The sequence below is a fragment of the Dyadobacter sp. Leaf189 genome, assembly GCF_001424405.1.
Taxonomy (GTDB): domain Bacteria; phylum Bacteroidota; class Bacteroidia; order Cytophagales; family Spirosomataceae; genus Dyadobacter.
Map to the genome: position 1 here is coordinate 811168 of NZ_LMPS01000005.1, position 19105 is coordinate 830272.

General features: G+C 44.6%; 14 protein-coding genes and 1 tRNA gene. 12 read left to right on the top strand and 3 right to left on the bottom strand.

Annotated features, from left to right (window positions below; genetic code table 11):
- Positions 1–80: 80 nt before the first annotated feature.
- Both ASG33_RS17790 and ASG33_RS17795 read right to left on the bottom strand, forming a co-directional pair.
- Positions 81–1859: an ABC transporter ATP-binding protein gene (locus tag ASG33_RS17790; protein WP_056288120.1), complete on the bottom strand. Its 1779-nt coding sequence runs from the start codon at positions 1857–1859 to the stop codon at positions 81–83.
- 131 nt (positions 1860–1990) lie between these two features.
- Positions 1991–2064, bottom strand: a tRNA-Met gene (locus ASG33_RS17795).
- Positions 2065–2263: 199 nt separating this feature from the next.
- Between ASG33_RS17795 and ASG33_RS17800 the strand changes: the two genes are divergently transcribed.
- The 6 genes from ASG33_RS17800 to menD all read left to right on the top strand — a co-directional run bounded on the left by ASG33_RS17800 (position 2264) and on the right by menD (position 9489).
- The gene (locus ASG33_RS17800) at positions 2264–2656 is read left to right on the top strand and encodes an START-like domain-containing protein (protein WP_056288645.1); all 393 of its coding nucleotides are present in this window, start codon (positions 2264–2266) and stop codon (positions 2654–2656) included.
- Positions 2656–4149, top strand: a complete 1494-nt coding sequence (locus tag ASG33_RS17805; protein ID WP_056288123.1) for an LptF/LptG family permease — start codon at positions 2656–2658, stop codon at positions 4147–4149. Before ASG33_RS17800 ends, ASG33_RS17805 begins: the two co-directional genes overlap by 1 nt.
- 105 nt (positions 4150–4254) lie before the next feature.
- The gene (gene rpsO, locus ASG33_RS17810) at positions 4255–4530 is read left to right on the top strand and encodes a 30S ribosomal protein S15 (RefSeq protein WP_031527901.1); all 276 of its coding nucleotides are present in this window, start codon (positions 4255–4257) and stop codon (positions 4528–4530) included.
- Positions 4531–4640: 110 nt separating this feature from the next.
- On the top strand, positions 4641–6782 hold the full coding sequence (pnp, locus tag ASG33_RS17815; RefSeq protein WP_056288126.1) for a polyribonucleotide nucleotidyltransferase: 2142 nt from the start codon (positions 4641–4643) through the stop codon (positions 6780–6782).
- A gap of 66 nt (positions 6783–6848) precedes the next feature.
- A complete protein-coding gene (locus tag ASG33_RS17820; RefSeq protein WP_015810559.1) occupies positions 6849–7712 on the top strand; it encodes an RNA polymerase sigma factor RpoD/SigA in 864 nt (287 codons plus the stop codon).
- Between the two features lie 67 nt (positions 7713–7779).
- On the top strand, positions 7780–9489 hold the full coding sequence (menD, locus tag ASG33_RS17825) for a 2-succinyl-5-enolpyruvyl-6-hydroxy-3-cyclohexene-1-carboxylic-acid synthase (protein ID WP_056288130.1): 1710 nt from the start codon (positions 7780–7782) through the stop codon (positions 9487–9489).
- Between the two features lie 2 nt (positions 9490–9491).
- On the opposite strand, the gene ASG33_RS17830 is transcribed toward menD, so the two are convergent.
- Positions 9492–10550: a lipopolysaccharide assembly protein LapB gene (locus ASG33_RS17830; protein WP_056288133.1), complete on the bottom strand. Its 1059-nt coding sequence runs from the start codon at positions 10548–10550 to the stop codon at positions 9492–9494.
- Between ASG33_RS17830 and ASG33_RS17835 the strand changes: the two genes are divergently transcribed.
- The 6 genes from ASG33_RS17835 to ASG33_RS17860 all read left to right on the top strand — a co-directional run bounded on the left by ASG33_RS17835 (position 10551) and on the right by ASG33_RS17860 (position 19098).
- On the top strand, positions 10551–10802 hold the full coding sequence (locus ASG33_RS17835; RefSeq protein ID WP_056288136.1) for a hypothetical protein: 252 nt from the start codon (positions 10551–10553) through the stop codon (positions 10800–10802). It begins immediately after the preceding gene.
- A gap of 113 nt (positions 10803–10915) precedes the next feature.
- Positions 10916–13981 (top strand): tetratricopeptide repeat protein, encoded by a 3066-nt coding sequence (locus ASG33_RS17840; protein WP_229238707.1) that lies wholly within the window; start codon positions 10916–10918, stop codon positions 13979–13981.
- 33 nt (positions 13982–14014) lie between these two features.
- Positions 14015–15685, top strand: a complete 1671-nt coding sequence (locus tag ASG33_RS17845; RefSeq protein WP_056288143.1) for a TonB-dependent receptor — start codon at positions 14015–14017, stop codon at positions 15683–15685.
- 30 nt (positions 15686–15715) lie between these two features.
- Positions 15716–16783 carry an SPOR domain-containing protein gene (locus ASG33_RS17850; protein WP_056288147.1) on the top strand — a complete coding sequence of 356 codons (1068 nt, stop codon included), beginning with the start codon at positions 15716–15718 and terminating at the stop codon, positions 16781–16783.
- Between the two features lie 86 nt (positions 16784–16869).
- Entirely contained in the window at positions 16870–17796 is a 927-nt protein-coding gene (locus ASG33_RS17855) for a hypothetical protein (protein ID WP_056288151.1), read from the top strand.
- Between the two features lie 6 nt (positions 17797–17802).
- On the top strand, positions 17803–19098 hold the full coding sequence (locus ASG33_RS17860; protein ID WP_056288155.1) for a folylpolyglutamate synthase/dihydrofolate synthase family protein: 1296 nt from the start codon (positions 17803–17805) through the stop codon (positions 19096–19098).
- Positions 19099–19105: the final 7 nt, after the last annotated feature.

The window sequence follows — 19105 nt, forward strand, 5'->3', positions numbered from 1 at the left end:
AATTTGTCAGAATCAAGTTTGACAAATGTATCCTGCGAAAGGAGTAGGGAAAACCCGAAACTTGCGGGATTTAACCTTACCTACACTGAAACCACCTGCTCGTCTTTCCGCTCGCCGATCTGCTGGCGCCACATGGCATAGTACAGCCCTTTTTCGTCCAGCAGCGAGTTGTGCGTACCCACTTCGATAATCCGGCCTTTTTCAAGTACGTAAATGCGATCTGCATGCATGACAGTTGACAACCGGTGGGCGATCATCACAGTAATATGCTGCCGCTGATCGGTAATGGTCCGGATTGTGTTGGATATCTCCTCTTCCGTAAGCGAGTCGAGTGCCGAGGTTGCTTCGTCAAAAATGATGAGGTTGGGGTTACGGAGCAATGCGCGTGCAATGGACAGTCGCTGCCGCTCGCCACCTGAAAGCTTCAATCCACCTTCGCCAATGACGGTGTAAATGCCGTTCTCAGCCCGTGAAAGCAGATTGTAGCATGCAGCTTTGAGCAACACATCATTAATCATTTCATCCGTCGCATCGGGGTTGACGAAGAGCAGGTTTTCTTTGATAGTACCTGAGAAAAGCTGCGTATCCTGCGTTACAAAGCCGATTTTGTTCCTTATTTCATCAAAATCAATAGTATTTCCATTGAAGTTGTTGTAATAAACATTCCCTTCAATGGGGGGGTATAGTCCAACCAGCAACTTAACCAAGGTGGTTTTGCCCGAGCCAGACGGACCAACAAATGCGATCGTTTCGCCTCTTTCCACGCGGAATGAGATGTTTTCCAATGCGGGCCGCGTAGCTGACTGGTGCTGGAATTTGACTTGTTGGAATTCAAGAACTTCAATTTCCCCTATCTTTTCCGGCAGCAAAGGTTTCTTTTCAATGGGCCGGGCCAGAAGCGTTTGCAGGTTGTTCAGCGAAGCTTCGGCCTCGCGATACGAAAGGATTACGTTACCTAACTCTTGCAATGGGCCAAAAATGAAGAAGGAGTAAAACTGCATCATCATCATCTGTCCCACGGTAATCTGGTCGCGGAAGACAAAGAACAGCAGCGCGAACATGATGCATTGCTGCAGAAAGTTAACGAACGTTCCTTGTATAAAGCTGATTGAACGAATGCTTTTTACCTTTTTCAGTTCCAGTTTCAGGATCTTGAAAGTAGTAGTATTCAGCCTGCTGATCTCCTGTTGCGTCAGTCCGAGGCTTTTTACAAGTTCTATATTTCTTAATGACTCGGTTGTGGAACCGGCAAGGGCGGTTGTTTCGGAGACAATGTTCTTTTGTATTGCTTTGATCCTGCGGCTGAGGATGCTTGTCAGAATTGCGAGTACCACGGAGCCTACCAGGTAGATCAGCGGCAGCATCGGACTGAGCTTAAATGCGACAATCACAACGAACACGATACCGATCAGCGTCGTAAAGAGTACATTGACAAAGTTCATGATGAACTTCTCACAATCTGCCCGCACTTTTTGCAGGACTGACAATGTTTCCCCGCTTCGCTGGTCTTCAAAATCCTGGAAAGGCAGCCGCAATGCATGGCGAAGTCCGTCCGTATACAGGTTAGCGCCAAATTTCTGGATCACCACATTCACCAGGTAATCCTGGAAAGCTTTGGCAATGCGGGAGACCATGGCAGTACCGATAATCAGCAGCAGACCGGTGAGTACGCCTTTGAAAAATTCATCTTTGAGCCCGTTGTTACGGAAGTGCGCTGCCTTGTTCGCATAAGGGTCGATAAGCAGGTTACCTAATATGTAAGGGTTAAGAAGCGAAAAAACCTGGTTAATTGCTGCCATCAGGAGAGCCAGCAATATCAGCCATTTGTAGCGGCTGAGATATTGTAATAATAATTTCATACAGTAGCAGGGTGAAATAGGTGATTTACCTAGACTGATAAACTGAAAGCGGGAAAATTTAATTCTCTGCGAAGCCTTAAAATGCAGAAACAATAAAAAAGACATCCTGGAATGGGATGTCTGAAATCGGGTAGCGGGGAGCAGAATCGAACTGCCGACCTTAGGGTTATGAATCCTACGCTCTAACCATCTGAGCTACCCCGCCGTGTTATTGTGGTGCAAAAGTATGTTAAATATTTTTACGGCACAACTCGTTTTTTCTAAAATTGATGGGGAAAATCTGTTTGAGGGTTCATTCAATTTTAAGTTTGCAGACTTTTATAACTGATTTATGCTATATTACAACTTTTAAATCAGCGAGTAAGGCAGGAACTGTTAAGGGTATCGTTTTAATAGAAGTTCATATGGAAAAATATAAATTTATTACCGAGTTTGAATTGCGTTCCTCTCCCAAAGTGCTTTTTCCATATATATCGACCCCGTCCGGACTGGAACAGTGGTTTGCCGAGAAAGTGATGGTACTGCCTGATCACCGATTCGATTTTCAATGGGACGGCGACAGCCATATTGCGCGTCAAACCGGTCTCCGTATCAACAAAGCAGTGCGTTTTGACTTTGAAAACACGAGTGACGATAATCTCGACAACAACCATTTGGAACTAAAATTAGAAGTGAGTGAGTTAACTCAGACAACTTTCCTGCGGGTAATCGACTACTCGTCGAACCGCGATCAGGACGAGCTAGCGTCATTGTGGGAAGGCTTTATTGATAATCTCAGAGAAATAGTTGGTAGTTGATGAAAAAGCTGGATAAGCTTGTTTTGATGTCTTTTTGGGGGCCGTTTATCATTACAATGTCGGTCGTTGTATTCGTGTTCCTGATGCGGATCATGATTTTTTACATTGACGATTTTGTGTCAAAAGACCTCGGTATTACTGATTACGCGCAGCTTTTCTTCTTTTTTAGTCTCATCACGGTTCCTACAGCGCTGCCACTGGCTACATTGCTGTCGTCGCTGATGGCATTTGGTAACCTGGGCGAATTCTTTGAGCTCACCGCCATTAAAAGCGCAGGTATCTCGGTCACGAGGGCAATGTTGCCGCTGTTTATAGTTACGTTCGGGATCAGCGTGTTTTCATTTTTTTTCAACGACAGAGTGTCACCCTGGGCCAATTTGAAGGGGTATAGTCTTTTATATGATATCAAGACTACCAAGGCTACATTGAAAATCAAGGATGGTATCTTCTATAATGATCTGCCGGGATATAGTATTAAGGTGGATAAGAAGGAGGAAAACGGCAGGCTTAAAGGAATGGTAATTTACAAGCACAGCAACCGTTCCTACGAATTTGGCAACACCGAAGTGATACTTGCGGATTCAGGAAGAATGTATTCCATTAATGATAACCGATACCTGGTAATCGAGCTTTACAACGGAACAAGGTATACGGACGAAGCAAATTCGTCGACTTCGCGACCGGTGTACATTTCTTCGGGCGGAGCTATGACGCGGGGTTTCTCTAATTTCAGCCGCAACTCATTCAAGCATTACCGGCTTACCGAAAGTCTGGCGTCGTTTGGAATGAAGCGGACGGACGAAGGCCAGTTCAAGTACCACGAGTTCATGAAAAATATAACGGATCTGACGAAAACGGCAGATTCGCTGCGTACTTCTTATGTAGAAACGCGTAAAAACCTGGTGCCCGGAAGTCAGCAGTATTATTCCTACAATTACCGCGAAGGGACCGATAAGACTTTGAAAAAAGGAGCGTGGGTTGATTCCTTACTGGCAAAACCGGTTTCGGACAGTTTGAAAAAAGATATCCTGGAAAATGCAAAAGGTGCCGCAGGCAGCATGCTAAGCTATACCAAATCCCAGTACGATTATTTGCAAACCAAGCTCAAAGATGCGAACCGCTATGAATTGGAAAAACACCACAAGTATACCAATGCAATTTCCTGCCTGATTATGTTTTTAATCGGTGCGCCGTTGGGCGCTATCATCAAAAAGGGAGGATTTGGCGTACCGGTATTAGTATCAATCCTGTTCTTTATACTTTTATATGTATTGACTAATCAGGGTGACAAATGGGTGAAAGAAGGGTTGCTCGCAGTGCCTCTGGGCGCCTGGCTGGCCAATACTGTGCTGCTGCTGGCGGGTTTGTATTTCATCAGTAAGGCAAGAAGCGACTCGCGGTTATTTGAAAAAGATGTTTATCAAATGCAGTATAAGAGAATTAAAGCGTGGCTGACAAGTAGATTTAGGAAAAGTCAGCTTATCCAATCATAGTAAAATTATATTTTTTAAATCGCTGTAAAATCGTACTTTTGCAACCTTATTTACGGCAAGGTGCTGTAAAATACTTCTCATACAATTTAATCTGTTGTTACAATCATGTATTTAACCGCGGAAAAGAAGAGCGAGATCTTCGAATCGAAAGGTTTTAAAAAAGAGAGCGGAGACACTGGCTCAGCTGAATCACAAATTGCTTTATTTACGTACCGCATCAACTATTTGAATGAGCACTTAAAGACGCACAAGAAAGACAATGATACGCGTCTTGGTTTGCTTAAAATGGTAGGAAAGCGCAGAAGATTGTTAGACTATCTTTACAAAAAGGACATTAACCGCTACCGTGCGATTATTGCCGAATTGAACATACGTAAGTAATTTAAAATCAGGGAACTTCAATCACATGTAAGTTCCCTGATTTTTTGCGGAATTAGAAAAATCATCGGAATGTCAGGACGGCATTCCAAAGCTACAAAAATCACTATTCTATGCTTTTTAATATAGTTAACAAGACTATACCCTTACCTGATGGCAGGGAAATCACTATTGAAACAGGAAAATTAGCAAAACAAGCCGACGGTTCGGTAGTTGTCAGACTGGGTAACACCATGTTGCTGGCGACAGTTGTGGCTAATAAAGATATTAGAGAAGGCTTGGACTTTTTACCATTATCGGTTGATTACCAGGAGAAATTCGCTTCTGCCGGTCGTATTCCGGGAAGCTTTCAGAGGCGCGAGGGAAAACTATCTGACCACGAAGTACTGATCAGCCGCCTGGTTGACAGGGTTCTTCGTCCATTGTTTCCGGAGGACTATCACGCAGAAGTACAGGTTAACATTCTTTTGATTTCTGCTGATCCAACTGCATTGCCTGACGCACTTGCTGCATTGGCGGCATCTGCTGCACTGGCGGCTTCTGATATTCCATTTAACGGACCAGTTTCTGAGGTACGCGTAGCTAAAATCGACGGACAGTATGTAGTTAACCCGGGATCAGTTGAGCTTGAAAAAGCAACACTTGACCTGATGGTTGGCGCGACTTACAACGATATCGCTATGGTGGAGGGCGAAATGAGCGAAGTTTCTGAGGAAGAAATTATCGAAGCATTGAAAGTTGCCCACGCTGTTATCAAAGAACAATGCCTTGCATTGAAAGAATTTGAAGCTGCTGTCGGTAAAACGGAGAAGAGAGAATACGTAGGTGACGATGCTGACGCAGAACTGGAAGCGCGTGTTCGCTCTTTTGCTTACGACAAAATATATGCTGTTACGCAGCAAGGTTCTACCAACAAGCAAGTTCGTAAAGACGGATTTAAAGCAGTTTGGGAAGAATTTAAAACTACAATCACAGAAGAAGAATCGCCTGAGTTCAAAGAAGGTTTGGCGAAACGTTACTTCAATGACCTGGTTTGGGAAGCATCACGCCGCCTTGTTCTGGACGAAAGGATCCGTCTGGACGGTCGCCGTCTAGACGAAGTTAGACCGATCGCGTCAGAAGTTGATTTTCTTCCGAACGCACACGGTTCTGCACTGTTCACAAGAGGTGAAACACAGTCTCTGACTACCGTTACTTTGGGTACGAAGAATGACGAGCAAATCGTTGATACCACTTTGAAATATGGGTACAGCAAATTCATGCTGCACTACAACTTCCCTGGATTTTCAACAGGTGAGGTAAAACCAAACCGTGGACCTGGTCGCCGCGAGGTGGGTCATGGAAATCTTGCATTACGTGCATTGAAAAAGGTGTTGCCACAGCTTGAAGACAATCCTTACACGATCCGTATCGTATCAGATATCCTTGAATCAAACGGATCTTCGTCTATGGCTACCGTTTGCGCAGGCTCACTGGCGTTAATGGATTCAGGTTTGAAAATCAAGGCACCTGTATCAGGGATTGCAATGGGACTTATCTCCGATGAAGCAACCGGTAAATACGCTGTTCTTTCTGACATTCTTGGGGATGAAGATCACCTGGGGGATATGGATTTTAAAGTGACAGGAACAGAGGCTGGTATCACAGCTTGTCAAATGGATATGAAGGTAAATGGTCTTTCATTTGAAGTATTGACAGAAGCTTTAATGCAAGCCAAAGCGGGCAGATTGCACATTTTGGGTGAAATGAACAAGACTATCCGTGAAAGTCGTCCAGACCTTAAACCGCATACACCTCGCGCAGTTGTCATTAAAATTGATCGTGAGATGATCGGCGCTGTAATCGGGCCTGGTGGTAAGGTTGTTCAGGATATCCAGAAAGAATCCGGAGCTACTGTGTCTATTGAAGAAAAGGATGGAGCAGGGTTTGTAAGTATATTCTCAGCTGACAAGACTTCAATGGATAAGGCCGTAGCACGTATTAAAGGAATTATCCTTGTGCCGGAAATCGGAGAAGTATATACTGGTAAAGTGAAGTCCATTATGCCTTTCGGCGCATTTGTTGAGTTCCTGCCTGGTAAAGACGGTTTGTTGCACATTTCCGAGATCAAGTGGGAAAGACTTGAACAAATGGAAGGTGTTCTGGAAGTTGGAGAAGAGATCCAGGTTAAATTGGTAGAGATCGATAAGAAAACCGGGAAATACAGACTTTCGCGTAAAGTGTTGCTACCAAAGCCAGAGAACAAAAATGCATAAAATAGTGTTTCCTTAATTGGAGACAGTATTGACGTCGTTACATTACATACTTAATAAAAGACATAGATGAGACAGCTAAAGATCAGTAAGCAAATCACCAACCGTGAAAGTCAGTCGTTAGACAAATATTTGCAGGAGATCGGAAAGGTAGATTTGTTAACGCCGGATGAGGAGGTGACCTTAGCGCAAAAGATCAGGGACGGGGACCAGCTGGCTTTGGAAAGATTAACCAAAGCAAACCTCAGGTTCGTTGTTTCCGTGGCAAAACAATACCAAAACCAGGGTCTATCTCTGGGGGACTTGATAAACGAAGGTAATTTAGGACTTATCAAAGCTGCACAGCGTTTTGATGAGACTCGTGGTTTTAAATTTATCTCATACGCAGTTTGGTGGATCCGTCAGTCGATTCTTCAGGCGCTGGCCGAGCAGTCCCGTATTGTTCGTCTGCCTTTGAATAGGGTTGGTTCGCTGAACAAGATTTCTAAAACGTTTTCTGAACTGGAGCAGCGTTTTGAGCGCGAGCCTTCGCCAGAGGAACTTGCGGAAGTTCTTGAAATATCATCTTCGGAAGTAGTAGATACCATGAAAATTTCGGGTCGTCACGTATCGATGGACGCTCCGTTTGTTCAGGGTGAAGAAAACAGCCTTCTGGATGTTTTGGAGAACGATCTCGAAGACAAACCTGATTCAGGACTTGTAAATGAGTCTTTGCGTAAGGAAGTTCAGAGAGCACTTTGCACATTGACACAGCGCGAAGCTGACGTGATAGCATTGTATTTCGGTCTGAATGGAGAGCATGCGATGACTTTGGAAGAGATAGGGGAGAAGTTTAACCTTACCCGTGAGCGCGTGCGCCAGATCAAAGAAAAAGCGATCAGAAGATTGCGCCATGTATCAAGAAGCAAAGCACTTAAAACTTATCTTGGTTAAGCTTTCGATCCATTCCTAGTGAATATTTATTTAAATAGCCTCCGCAAGAGGCTATTTTCTTTTACATATGGCCATTTTACAACCTTTGATTGACATTCCGGCAATTTGCTATGCGCACGGAAGCAGGCACGCGGTAGTTTCACCAGGATCGCGAAGCGCTGCGCTCACACTTGCTTTTGCGAGGCACGGCGGATTTCAGATGCATGTGTGCATGGACGAACGTTCCGCAGCTTTTATAGGACTGGGCATAGCGCAGCAAACAACCTCTGTGGTCGTATTAATCTGTACCTCCGGGAGTGCAGCTTATAACTTCGCTCCTGGTGTTGCAGAGGCCTTTTTTCAGCAGATTCCCTTGCTGATCCTTACAGCAGACCGACCCAAGGATTGGTTGCACCAGTACGACGGTCAAACCATTTATCAGAATGAAATATATGGTAAGCATGTAAAACGATCTTTCGAACTTCCTTCTGACTATGGACACAAGGATGCGGTGTGGGCCATTAACCGGATCGTGAATGAAGCAGTTGGATTGAGCGATACCAAGCCAAACGGGCCAGTGCATATTAATATTCCTATCCGTGAGCCGTTCTACCCTTCTCCGGAAGAAGAATTCGTGCAATCAGAAAATGTGCGCATTATAAACAGAGAAGTTTCTGATAGAACCATTCCGGCTGACAAGTGGAATATGTTACTGGATGAGCTGGACTCAGCCAAACGCATATTGATTGTAGGAGGACAGCATAATCCTGACCCGGAATTGGGTAGGGTACTTGCGCAAATAGCAGAAGAATGGAATGTGCCGGTTGTAGGAGATTGTATAAGCAATTTGCCTGGAAGCGAGCTCTTCGTTCGTCATCACGATCTATTTTTGAGGAGTGCAGAAGATGAAAATCTAGCTCCCGATTTGCTGATTACATTTGGATTATCGCTTGTATCAAAAGAATTAAAGCTCTTCCTGCGAAAAAATGCACCTTCGCAGCACTGGCACATAGGGCAAGACTCCTTTTTAGCCGATCCAATGCAATCCTTGACCCGACAAATACCTGTTGAACCTCTTTATTTCTTCACATCTTTATTCGAGAAGGTTGACTATCAGCTATTTGTGGAAAACTCGGATTTTCAGAATGATAGTGGCTATGGTGCTTTGTGGCAGCGAAAAGAGAATGAGGCGAGACGCTATAAGCAGAAACTTATCACGAATTTAAGTTCGTTAAATGATTTAACATCGTTAGAATCTTTATTTGAAGCGACAAATGGACGCTACCAGCTGCATGTAGGCAATAGCATGGCTATAAGATATGCCAATGCGCTGAGTTTTGAGAGTAGCCTTGGACTTTATTGCAACAGAGGGACCAGCGGAATTGACGGGTGTGTGAGCACAGCAGTTGGTGCGGCACTCGTAAACAATCAACCTACGCTCCTGATTGTTGGAGACGTGAGTTTCCTGTATGATAGAAATGGTTTACTGATCCGACATTTGCCCGACAACTTGAAGATAGTAGTAGTCAATAATGCAGGAGGTAGTATTTTTAGAATGATCGATGGCCCTGCCGGTCTGCCTGAACTTGGCGAGTATTTTGAAACCAGACATTCATTTACAGCAAAGCGGACGTGCGAAGATTCTAATATTACGTATTTTGAATTGCGCGACATTGCATCAATGCATTCGACAATAACAGATTTCCTTGCATCGAACAAGATCAGTTTATTAGAAATCTTTACAGATCCGGAAGAAAATCGCCAGACCTGGAAAGCTTTGAAGTCAATGCAGGTTTAGGGTTACTGACAATACTGAGCAGCGAGTTCAGTAGCGAGAGCGTCTTTCAGTACAATTCCCTGCTTCCAGATCCTGCAAGCTTCGGGCAACTGCTTCAATCCAAAATACGCATTGCCGGTGAGCCCGTAGAGCATTTCTACGGGCTCTGCTATTTCAATGGCTTTGGAATAATATTTCAATGCTTCTCCGAATTCGTTTTTTTGAGAATAATAAATACCCAGGTTGCGTAGTGCATACCCGTTAGCCGGTAACTTTTCAAGCGATCGCTCGATCAATGCCTTTCCTTTGTCAGCCAAACCTGTATTCAACAATACATATCCTTTGTTATTTAACGCAAACGCATCATCAGGTTGCCGGTCCAGCACCTTGTCAAAACAAGCCAGGGCTGCGTTCCAGTTTTTCTCGCGGGAAAGTATCAGTCCAAGGTTATTGAGTGCCTGAGGATGCGCAGCGTCAAGAGCAAGCGCATTCTCGAAGTCAGCTTTGGCAGCAGGGTAGGACCTCATGCGATAATAAAGCGCGCCCCGATTCACATATGCTTCTACGTTATCCTTTTCCAGAGAAATCGTTTTATCATAATCGGAGATTGCGGCAACATCATTTCCCTGTGCTGCGAGCACGTCTCCTTTAATCAAAAAGAAGCGGGCAGAATCCTTGTACTCTTTTTCAATTGCCTTCAAATGCTCCACAGCATCGGTTAGCCGGCCCAGTTGGAGGGCAGCTTCACTCTTTACGAGATTTGCCTGTACGAGTGTAGGATCAATGCGGGTAGCTTCTGCCAAAATCTCATAGGCTTCTTCCGCCTTGCCCATTTTCAATAAAGTTATTCCTTTATTGAGGTATGCGTCTGAAAAATCTGCATTTTTGGAGATTGCTTCATCATATAGCCTGATTGCCTCGGCATAGTTCTTTTGAGTCAAAGCCTGATTTGCTTTCAGGAAAAAATCAGCAGCATCTTTCTTGTTCTGACTCGTACAATGAAGAAAGAGGACAGCTAAAATTATTAGTGCTAATGAATATTGAAGCTTAGCAAAGGCTTTTTCGGGCTTTTTAAATAACATATGAGATATATAAAGGAAATTCTAAATCCGGAGTTCAAAATTGGGCTTTATCAGTGGAACAACAAATACATTATTAAAATTGAGTCTGGTCTTTTTGAGCAGACTTACAAGATTGACGAATATGAAGTGGAACGTGCAGACGAGCTGGAGGCAGGTTTGGATAAGGTTTTCATGGATTCGGTCAGGTCCAAATTTGATGCCATGCAGGAGGATTTTTTCGCGTCCCTACGGCGTAATAATGTAGTATTTTAGCGTACTGTAACCCCGTCAACACCTGTTCACGTATACGCTTTTAATGTGCTTTTCGTTAGATAGCAAACAATTTCAGGCGGTATTTGTGCGCTCAGGTAATCTTATATAAAGATATGGTCCATCGCATTAAATTCATTCAAAACTCCACCAACTCAGCTTCTATGGTATTAAAACGCAGCGCCTCGGCGTTCGGATTGCTTTTATGTGCAGGCACAACTTATGTGTCAGCGCAGAATACATTAACTATAACAGAGCCGGAAGCTCACTTCCGGAATGGTCTGGAATATTATGAAAAGTCGAACTATGTGGCTGCACGCCAGGAGTTTGGCCAATTCCTGAGCTCACAGAACAAATTGCTGAGCACCAGTGATTACAACAAAGTAACTGCGGAATATTACGTCGCAGTCACGGGACTTTATCTGAACTACCCGGAAGCAGAAATTCAGGTAGACCGGTTTGTAAAAAATCACGCAGAACATCCCAAAGCACAGCGGGTTTATGGAGATTTGGGACGCTACTATTTTAATTCAGGGAATTATGACAAGGCAATAACTTACCTTGAAAAGGCGGTCGAAGCGCCAACTGGCGGTGGAATGAAGACGGAAAGCATGTACCAGCTTGCTATGTCGTACTATAACACGCAACAGCCCGATCTTGCATTGCCTCTTTTTAATCAGGTAAAAATGGATGCGTCTTTCGCAAATGCAGGAGATGCCTCATTTTACGCCGGGGTAATTAACTATCAGAAAAACAACTTTGATGTTGCTCTGGAAGATTTCCGGCGTGTAGAGACACATCCTTACTACAAAAACGAGGCGCCCAATTGGATTATCTCTTCTCTTTATCAACTGAAAGAGTTCGACCAGCTCACACAGTATGGAGAAAAGATTCTTGCTCAACAAAGAGGTAATACGAAGTTGGACGATGTTGCTCTTTACGTTGCAGAAGTTTACTATGAAAAAGGCGACTATGCTGCGGCTGTCAAAGCATACGACCGGTACAAAAGAATGAGAGCTGGTACTATGCCACCGGCGGTTGCTCTGCATTACGGACACTCGCAGTTCAGGACCAATAACTATGAGGCTACAATAACTACCTTAAAGCCCGTAAGTTCCGGCAAAGATTTTGTTTCGCAGTACTCCTCATATTTATTGGGAATCAGTTACTTAAAGACGAATGCTTTAAGTAATGCTTTAACAGCCTTCGGGAATGCAGCAGGGTTAGATCACAATGACATCGTAAAAGAAGAGGCTTCTTATAACCACGCGAAAGTGCAGCTTGAAACAGGCAACAATGCAGAAGCGGTTAAAGAGTTTACCAATTTTCTTGCTAAGTTCCCAAATAGCAAACACAAGGAAGAAACTACTGAGCTGATCGCAGAAGGTTATGCGAATGCAAGCAACAGTCAGGGTGCTATTAAATATATTGAAGGGCTGTCTTCCCGCAATGCTAAAATCAATGGCACCTATCAGAGGCTTACTTTTAATCAGGGAGTGACCGATTTCAATCAGGAGAAGTTTGATCAGGCGATTGCCATGTTTGACAAATCCCTGAAAGTACCTATCGATCCAGAGATCTCTAATTCTGCATTGTTTTACAAAGCGGAGTCAGTATATGCATTGAAAAGAGTGGATGAAGCAGCTGCGCTTTACACTCAGATTTCAAAAAATCCCAAAGCTGGTATATACGCGCGAAAGAGCTTGTATGCATTGGGATACATTTATTATAATCAGAAAAAATACAGCCAGGCGCTACCCTACTTCAAGGAGTTCACTTCCAATATCGAGGGAATGGACGTGCAGATGATCGAAGATGCGCATTCAAGATTAGCGGATTGCTACCTGGCCGCGAAGAACTACAATGAGGCAATACGGACTTATGAGCAGGTTGCTTCAAAAGGAAAGGTCGACAAAGACTATGCGATGTTCCAGAAGGGACGGGCTTATGTATATATGAACCGCGAAGCCGAGGCGCGCAAGCAATTTGAATTGCTGATCAGCCAATATCCTTCATCACGTTACCTGGATGATGCGTACTTCCAAATGGCGGATATTGATTTTCAAAACCAGAGTTACTCAGCGGCTGTGAAAGGCTTCACACGCATGATCAACGAGCAGCCTAAAAGTTTGATGATCCCTGCTGCATTGCTGCGCCGGGCTCAGTCTTACTATAACCTGCAGGTATACGAACAGGCAATTGTCGATTTCCGTAAGATCCTCACCGAACATCCCGAGTCTCCTTCTGCAAGCAGCGCGCTGGAAGGTATTCAGGAAAGTTACACGGCCGTGGGCAGACCTGAGGAGTTTACACAGGTACTTGGTGTGGTGCGGAAAAACAATCCTGGCAATGAGAAGCTCGAAGAAGTTGAGTTCGATAACGTACGTAACCTGTACTATGCAGAGAAGTACGACAATGCGATCCAGGCCCTGAAAGGATTTTTGTCGAGCTACCCGGCAAGCAAGCACAAGTTTGACGCGAACTACTTTATCGCTTCATCTTATGACAAGCTTGGCCAGGTAAATGAGGCATTGCAAGGGTACAGACAAGTGGTTCAGGATAATAAATCAACTTTCGTGGCTGCTTCCGCGCAACGTTCGGCTGAGTTGGAGATTGGACGGGGTAATTACAACAATGCAGTTACCAATTTCAGGATCCTGTTGCGGAACTCGGAAAATAAGAAAGAGCAGACACAGGCCTGGATTGGTTTGATGGATACCTACTATACCCTGAAAAGCTACGATTCAACACTTTATTATGCCAAAGAGGTGATTAACGTAGGAAATGTAGTTCCTGGTGGGCTTGGTAAGGCGCAGCTGTACCTGGGTAAAGTTCCTTATGAGAAAGGTGATCTGACGAAAGCAGCAGAGGAGTTCCGGAAATTTTCCAAATCCTCTAAGGATGAATTTGGCGCAGAGGCAAGCTACTGGGGAGCAATGATCCTTTTCAAGGAGAAGAAGTATAAGGAGGCTGAGACTGCCATTATTGAGATGGGTAAATCCTTTGAAGGCTACGATTACTGGCGTGCACGGTCATTCATCCTGCTGGCAGATGTATACGCCGGTTTGAATGAAGTTGGTCAGGCAAAAGCGACACTGAATTCTATCATTGAAAATTCAGATGATAAAGAAGCAGTAGAGCTGGCTAAAGAAAAGCTAACCCAAATTGAGAAACTGAAATAGTCCACTCCGGTCGAACAAAAAATATTGGTACAAATGATTAAAACGCAAGCATCGCGAATTGTTATCGCAGGTATAGCTTCGGCTTTCACGTTCTCTCAGGCACTTGCCCAGCGCGGTGAGATTGAAAGTCAGACCTATGAGATTGTAAAAGAGAAAAGCATTGAATTTGCTCCGGCCAACCGGGTGTTTGATAAAGTACAACCCGTAAAAGGTGAAACGGGAAAGAAGAAAGTGTCTTACGAGATCATTGATCCGCAGATAAACATTTCTTCCCCTAAACTTACTCCCGCCGTTGCCGCCACGTCCGATCAGAAGGAGAAAGATGAAAAGGACGTATTGAATAACTACGTGAAGCTGGGCGCGGGTAACTACGGCCGTTTTCTCGGGGAAGCTTTTGTAGGCGGCCGGCCAGCGGAGGATCTTGCATTTACGACACAGTTGAAGCATTTGTCAGCAGCAAACGGACCGGTAGATGGTAAGAATTCCGGTAATGCATCCACAAACATCAAGATCGGTGGAAAGTATATCCGGAGTAAATATAAAATGGATGCCGGTTTGGAATATGATCGCAAGAATTATTATTTCTACGGTTATCAGCCGCAACCGGAAGGGATTGTTGTAGACCGTGACACGATCAGGCAAACTGTTAACCAGTTTGGTGTAAACCTCGGTTTTGAAAATACCGATGCTTCTGTTCTTGTCGATTATTCGGTTAAAACGAGTCTGAATACATTGCGCGACCGATACAGCGCGTCCGAGCTGGACTGGGGAACAAAACTGAATGCATCCGTGCCGATCAGTGAGAGTTTCTACGCTTTGCTTGAAGCAGACGCATTCGTTTCGCAGCGGGTTGATCAGCTTACCTATAACAGGAACCTGTTCAGGGTACAGCCTACATTCAAGTATGTGACGGATATCTATTCCGTTTCGGCCGGACTTAACGTTGTTAATGAAACAGACGAGGAGCTGAATATCAACAAAACAAAAGCCTTTCCCGCTGTGAACCTGGACGTGACTCCATTTACGGGTTTGCATATCTTTGCTGGCTGGAATGGCGACATTGTCAGAAATACTTTAAGAAGTATGCTGGCAGAAAATCAGTGGCTTGGTCCGAATGTGCTTATTGTGAATACAGAGAAAACATCTGAGATAAGCGCCGGCGTAAAAGGCGAAGTGAGCGGTGGCTTTAACTATGAAGGTAAAGTAGCGTATACCAGCTATCGCAACTTCTACAACTTTAACAACTCCCTGGCGGATACTTCCAGGTTCTCGATCATTTATGATCCGGGAAAAACGAAGGTGCTGACGATATCGGCGCAGGCGGGTTACAATTTCAATGATGTATTTAAAACCTCGTTAAAAGCTAACTTCTTCGACTATGCAATGTCGTCGAAAGTGGAGGATGCGTGGCATCGGCCTGATCTTACCATAAACTGGTTCAATGCGCTTACAATAAGTAAAAAGCTGTTCGTTACCTCCGATTTTTACGTTTTGAGGGGTTTAAAAGCGAAAAATTTTCAAAGCGGTGTTGTAACAAAATTGCCGGTTATTGCTGATCTGAATTTCAAGATTGACTACCTGTTAACCAAGAACTTCTCTGCTTTTGTGGCGCTGAACAATGTGTTGGGCAAGCAGTACCAGCGTTATCAGTACTACCCTCAGCAGGGCCTGAACTTTATTGGAGGATTGTCATTTTCTTTTTAACTTCGTCGGGTTAACTCCAATAAGAGCTTCATGATCGCAGTTGAAACCGTATTAAGAAAACTTATCAGCGAATACGAATTTGTAATCATCCCTGGTTTCGGTGCGCTTTTGTCTCACCACATCCCGGCTGCTTACGACAGTAATTCGGGCTTCTTTTCGCCTCCGGCCAAGAAGCTTGCTTTCAATGAATATCTTAAACTGGACGACGGTTTACTTGCCAACTACATTTCGCGGCAGGAAAAGTGCACCCACACCGAGGCAGTTGATTACGTTAAAGGTTACACCGACCAATTACGGCAGGAGCTCGACGCTCGTGGACAGGCTGTTATAGCAGGAGTTGGAGAGTTCGGAAGGAATGTGGAAGGAAAGCTTGTATTTGAGCCAAAAACGGAGAAGTACTTTAAAGATGAGTGGTACGGCTTCGAGAAGGTTAAAGTAAAGCACTTTAACAAGCAGGTTGCAACGAAAACAGCTGCGCAGGCCTTTGCCACAGCACATGAAGTTGAAGTAATCGAGTTCGAAGACGAAAAGGTTAGGTCAATTAATTGGAGACGTTGGGCTGCGGCCGCAGTGGTTACATTGCTTTGCGGACTCAGCTTCTTCTTCGTTAACTCACAGAATTCGGACATTCAAAGTACATTAAACCCGTTCAAGGAGATGTTTTCCAGGAGCGAGGTACCACAGGAGCAGCAAACGACTGTTGAAGAGCCGGCACCTGTTGAGAACAATGAGACAGTAGTTGTTAAAGAAGATTCAGGCAAGCTGGAATTGGAAGATAATGCAGTAACCAAGGTTGATTCGTCAGCCATTGCTGTGCCTTCACCTGCACCTGTTGAGGCTGTTCATATTGCATCACCTAAATTCTATGTGATCGCAGGCGCATTCAAAGGTCCAAGACAAGCAAATGTGCTGCTAGCTGATTTGAAGGAGAAGGGATTTGAAAATGCATTGATTATACCCGGTAACAGATACAGCACCAAAGTAAAGGTTGCGATCGACAGCTTCGAAAGCGAAAAGGATGCCTACCGCGCATCTGTGCGCCTGAAATCGGTTATAGGTCAGGAAGGCTGGGTCTTTAAGCCTAAAACAAACAAATAATTGAAAAAGGAAGCTTCTGGCTTCCTTTTTTGTTGCATACGAATTTTCCTAAATTTACGTTTTCGAGGAAATAACTATTAGCGTCAATGATTACATTACAAGCTGAGGATCGTCAGAGAATTGCGGTTTCATGGGCCTGGTCCTTTGGAATAACCGCAGCCATGCTAGGCTTATTCTTCTTTATCCGGCTGAACAGTTCCATGCCCAAGGTAGAGCCGATGGAGTTGTTTGTAGAAGTTAACTACGGCACCGACAAGGTTGGGAAAGGCGATATACAAACTTTCAACAAGCCGAACGACAGCAAGGTAGCGCAGAACATGCGCGCAGATGCCGACGAGGTGAAGAAGGTAAAATCTGTCGCTACTCCGAAGCCGACGCCACCGACACCTCCTAAAATAGAATCACCGAAGCCAACAAAAACGGTCGCAGAAAAGCCTGTAATTGCATCTAAGGTCGAGAGCCCAGTGGAGGCGCCTGAAAAGACTGACGTTAAGAAATCAACTGGAAGCGAAAATTCATCTGCGCCTGCTGCCAAGCCTGCTCCTGAAAAAGCAATCAACAGAGATGCATTGTTTTCAAAATCATCAGGAAGCAAATCCGGAAGTAATGGTACCAATGGAACGCAGAGCGGGGTTGGAGGAAATAATAATGGAGACGATGCCGATGGAATTGGTGATAAAGGTTCAAAGAGCGGAAGCCTGTTTGCCAAGACCTATAAAGGTGAAGGCGGCGGAGGCGGCACGGCGGTGGGCCTTAACCTCTCAGGCTGGGGCTGGGCAAGAAGACCTGTTGTAGACGATAATTCGGATGCTACCGGCGATATTACCTTCAAGATTACTGTTGACAAAAACGGCAGGGTTAAAAATATCGTGACAGCGAGTACGACAGTAACCGACTATTCGGTAGTTAACAAGTACAAAAGCGCAGTTAGAGATCTAACATTTATTCCAAAATCGTCTAATGTACCTGATGAATCAGTCGGTACGATCACGTTTAAAATTCGTTCTAGATAATAAGTAATGGACTATCAGGAGACGCTGGACTTCCTTTACAGCAAACTACCGGTTTTTCAGAACATTGGGGCCCGTGCTTTTAAGCCGGGCCTTCGTACTACTCAGGAGCTCTGTAAATCATTGGGTGACCCTCAGACTAAGTATCCAACTATTCATGTAGGCGGTACCAATGGGAAAGGGAGTACTTCCCACATGCTGGCAGCAGTACTGCAGCAAGCCGGGTACAAGGTCGGTTTATATACTTCTCCTCATTTGAAGGACTTCCGAGAGCGAATCAGAATTAATGGCGCTTGTGTCAGTGAGCAATTTGTTGTTGATTTTACTAGTGACATAAAATCTAACATCGATAGATTAAGTCCTTCTTTCTTTGAAGTTACTGTTGCAATGGCATTTTCCTATTTTGCGCAGCAACATGTAGATGTTGCTGTGATTGAGGTAGGAATGGGCGGGAGGCTGGATTCTACGAACATCATTACGCCTGTCGTCTCTGTGATTACAAATGTGAGTCTTGATCATACGCAATTCCTTGGGAATACGCTTGTGGAGATTGCCGGTGAAAAGGCGGGTATTATCAAGAACAATGTGCCTGTGGTGATCAGTGAGTACCAGGAAGAGGGTGTCAGTAATGTGTTTCTAAAACAAGCCGAAGCACTGCAAGCTCCTGTCTGTTTTGGAGAAAAGGAATTTGTTGTCAAAGGCGCTGGACTTGTCGATGGAAAACTGGCTGTAAGCGTGAAGCATCGTGGCGAAGATCAATCAGACAGCTTGCGTTTAGACCTTACCGGCTCTTATCAGGTCAAGAACCTGGCAGGAGTTCTGACTACATTGAAAGTTCTGAACGAAAACGGTTTTTCCGTTAGTCAGGAAGCAATTGCGTCTGCATTAAGCTCAGTGGTAAACCTCACAGGACTTAAAGGACGCTGGCAGCAACTTGGAACGGAACCGGCGGTTTTCTGCGATACCGCTCACAACATCGGCGGACTTGAAAATACAATCCGGCAGTTTGAATCTCTTCCACATGCGCAAATGCGCTTTGTAGTTGGCTTTGTAAAGGACAAAGATATTTCTGCAATGCTGTCACTTTTCCCTAAAACCGCTACATACTACTTCTGCGCTCCGTCGAATTTGCGTGCGTTGAATGCAGCGGAATTAAGAGAAACGGCCGCCGGCTTCGGGTTGGTCGGCGCATATTACAGTGATGTTAACCAGGCTTTGAAGGCCGCACAGGACGCTTCCTCAAAAGAAGATATTATTTACGTGGGAGGCAGCACTTTTGTGGTAGCCGATCTGGATCAATTATAGTTTAAAT

Excerpts from the sequence above, each read along its gene's own strand:
- ASG33_RS17790 (WP_056288120.1), bottom strand. The coding sequence starts at position 1,859 with ATGAAATTATTATTACAATATCTCAGCCGCTACAAATGGCTGATATTG.
- ASG33_RS17800 (WP_056288645.1), top strand. The coding sequence starts at position 2,264 with ATGGAAAAATATAAATTTATTACCGAGTTTGAATTGCGTTCCTCTCCC.
- ASG33_RS17805 (WP_056288123.1), top strand. The coding sequence starts at position 2,656 with ATGAAAAAGCTGGATAAGCTTGTTTTGATGTCTTTTTGGGGGCCGTTT.
- rpsO (WP_031527901.1), top strand. The coding sequence starts at position 4,255 with ATGTATTTAACCGCGGAAAAGAAGAGCGAGATCTTCGAATCGAAAGGT.
- pnp (WP_056288126.1), top strand. The coding sequence starts at position 4,641 with ATGCTTTTTAATATAGTTAACAAGACTATACCCTTACCTGATGGCAGG.
- ASG33_RS17820 (WP_015810559.1), top strand. The coding sequence starts at position 6,849 with ATGAGACAGCTAAAGATCAGTAAGCAAATCACCAACCGTGAAAGTCAG.
- menD (WP_056288130.1), top strand. The coding sequence starts at position 7,780 with ATGGCCATTTTACAACCTTTGATTGACATTCCGGCAATTTGCTATGCG.
- ASG33_RS17830 (WP_056288133.1), bottom strand. The coding sequence starts at position 10,550 with ATGTTATTTAAAAAGCCCGAAAAAGCCTTTGCTAAGCTTCAATATTCA.
- ASG33_RS17835 (WP_056288136.1), top strand. The coding sequence starts at position 10,551 with ATGAGATATATAAAGGAAATTCTAAATCCGGAGTTCAAAATTGGGCTT.
- ASG33_RS17840 (WP_229238707.1), top strand. The coding sequence starts at position 10,916 with ATGGTCCATCGCATTAAATTCATTCAAAACTCCACCAACTCAGCTTCT.
- ASG33_RS17845 (WP_056288143.1), top strand. The coding sequence starts at position 14,015 with ATGATTAAAACGCAAGCATCGCGAATTGTTATCGCAGGTATAGCTTCG.
- ASG33_RS17850 (WP_056288147.1), top strand. The coding sequence starts at position 15,716 with ATGATCGCAGTTGAAACCGTATTAAGAAAACTTATCAGCGAATACGAA.
- ASG33_RS17855 (WP_056288151.1), top strand. The coding sequence starts at position 16,870 with ATGATTACATTACAAGCTGAGGATCGTCAGAGAATTGCGGTTTCATGG.
- ASG33_RS17860 (WP_056288155.1), top strand. The coding sequence starts at position 17,803 with ATGGACTATCAGGAGACGCTGGACTTCCTTTACAGCAAACTACCGGTT.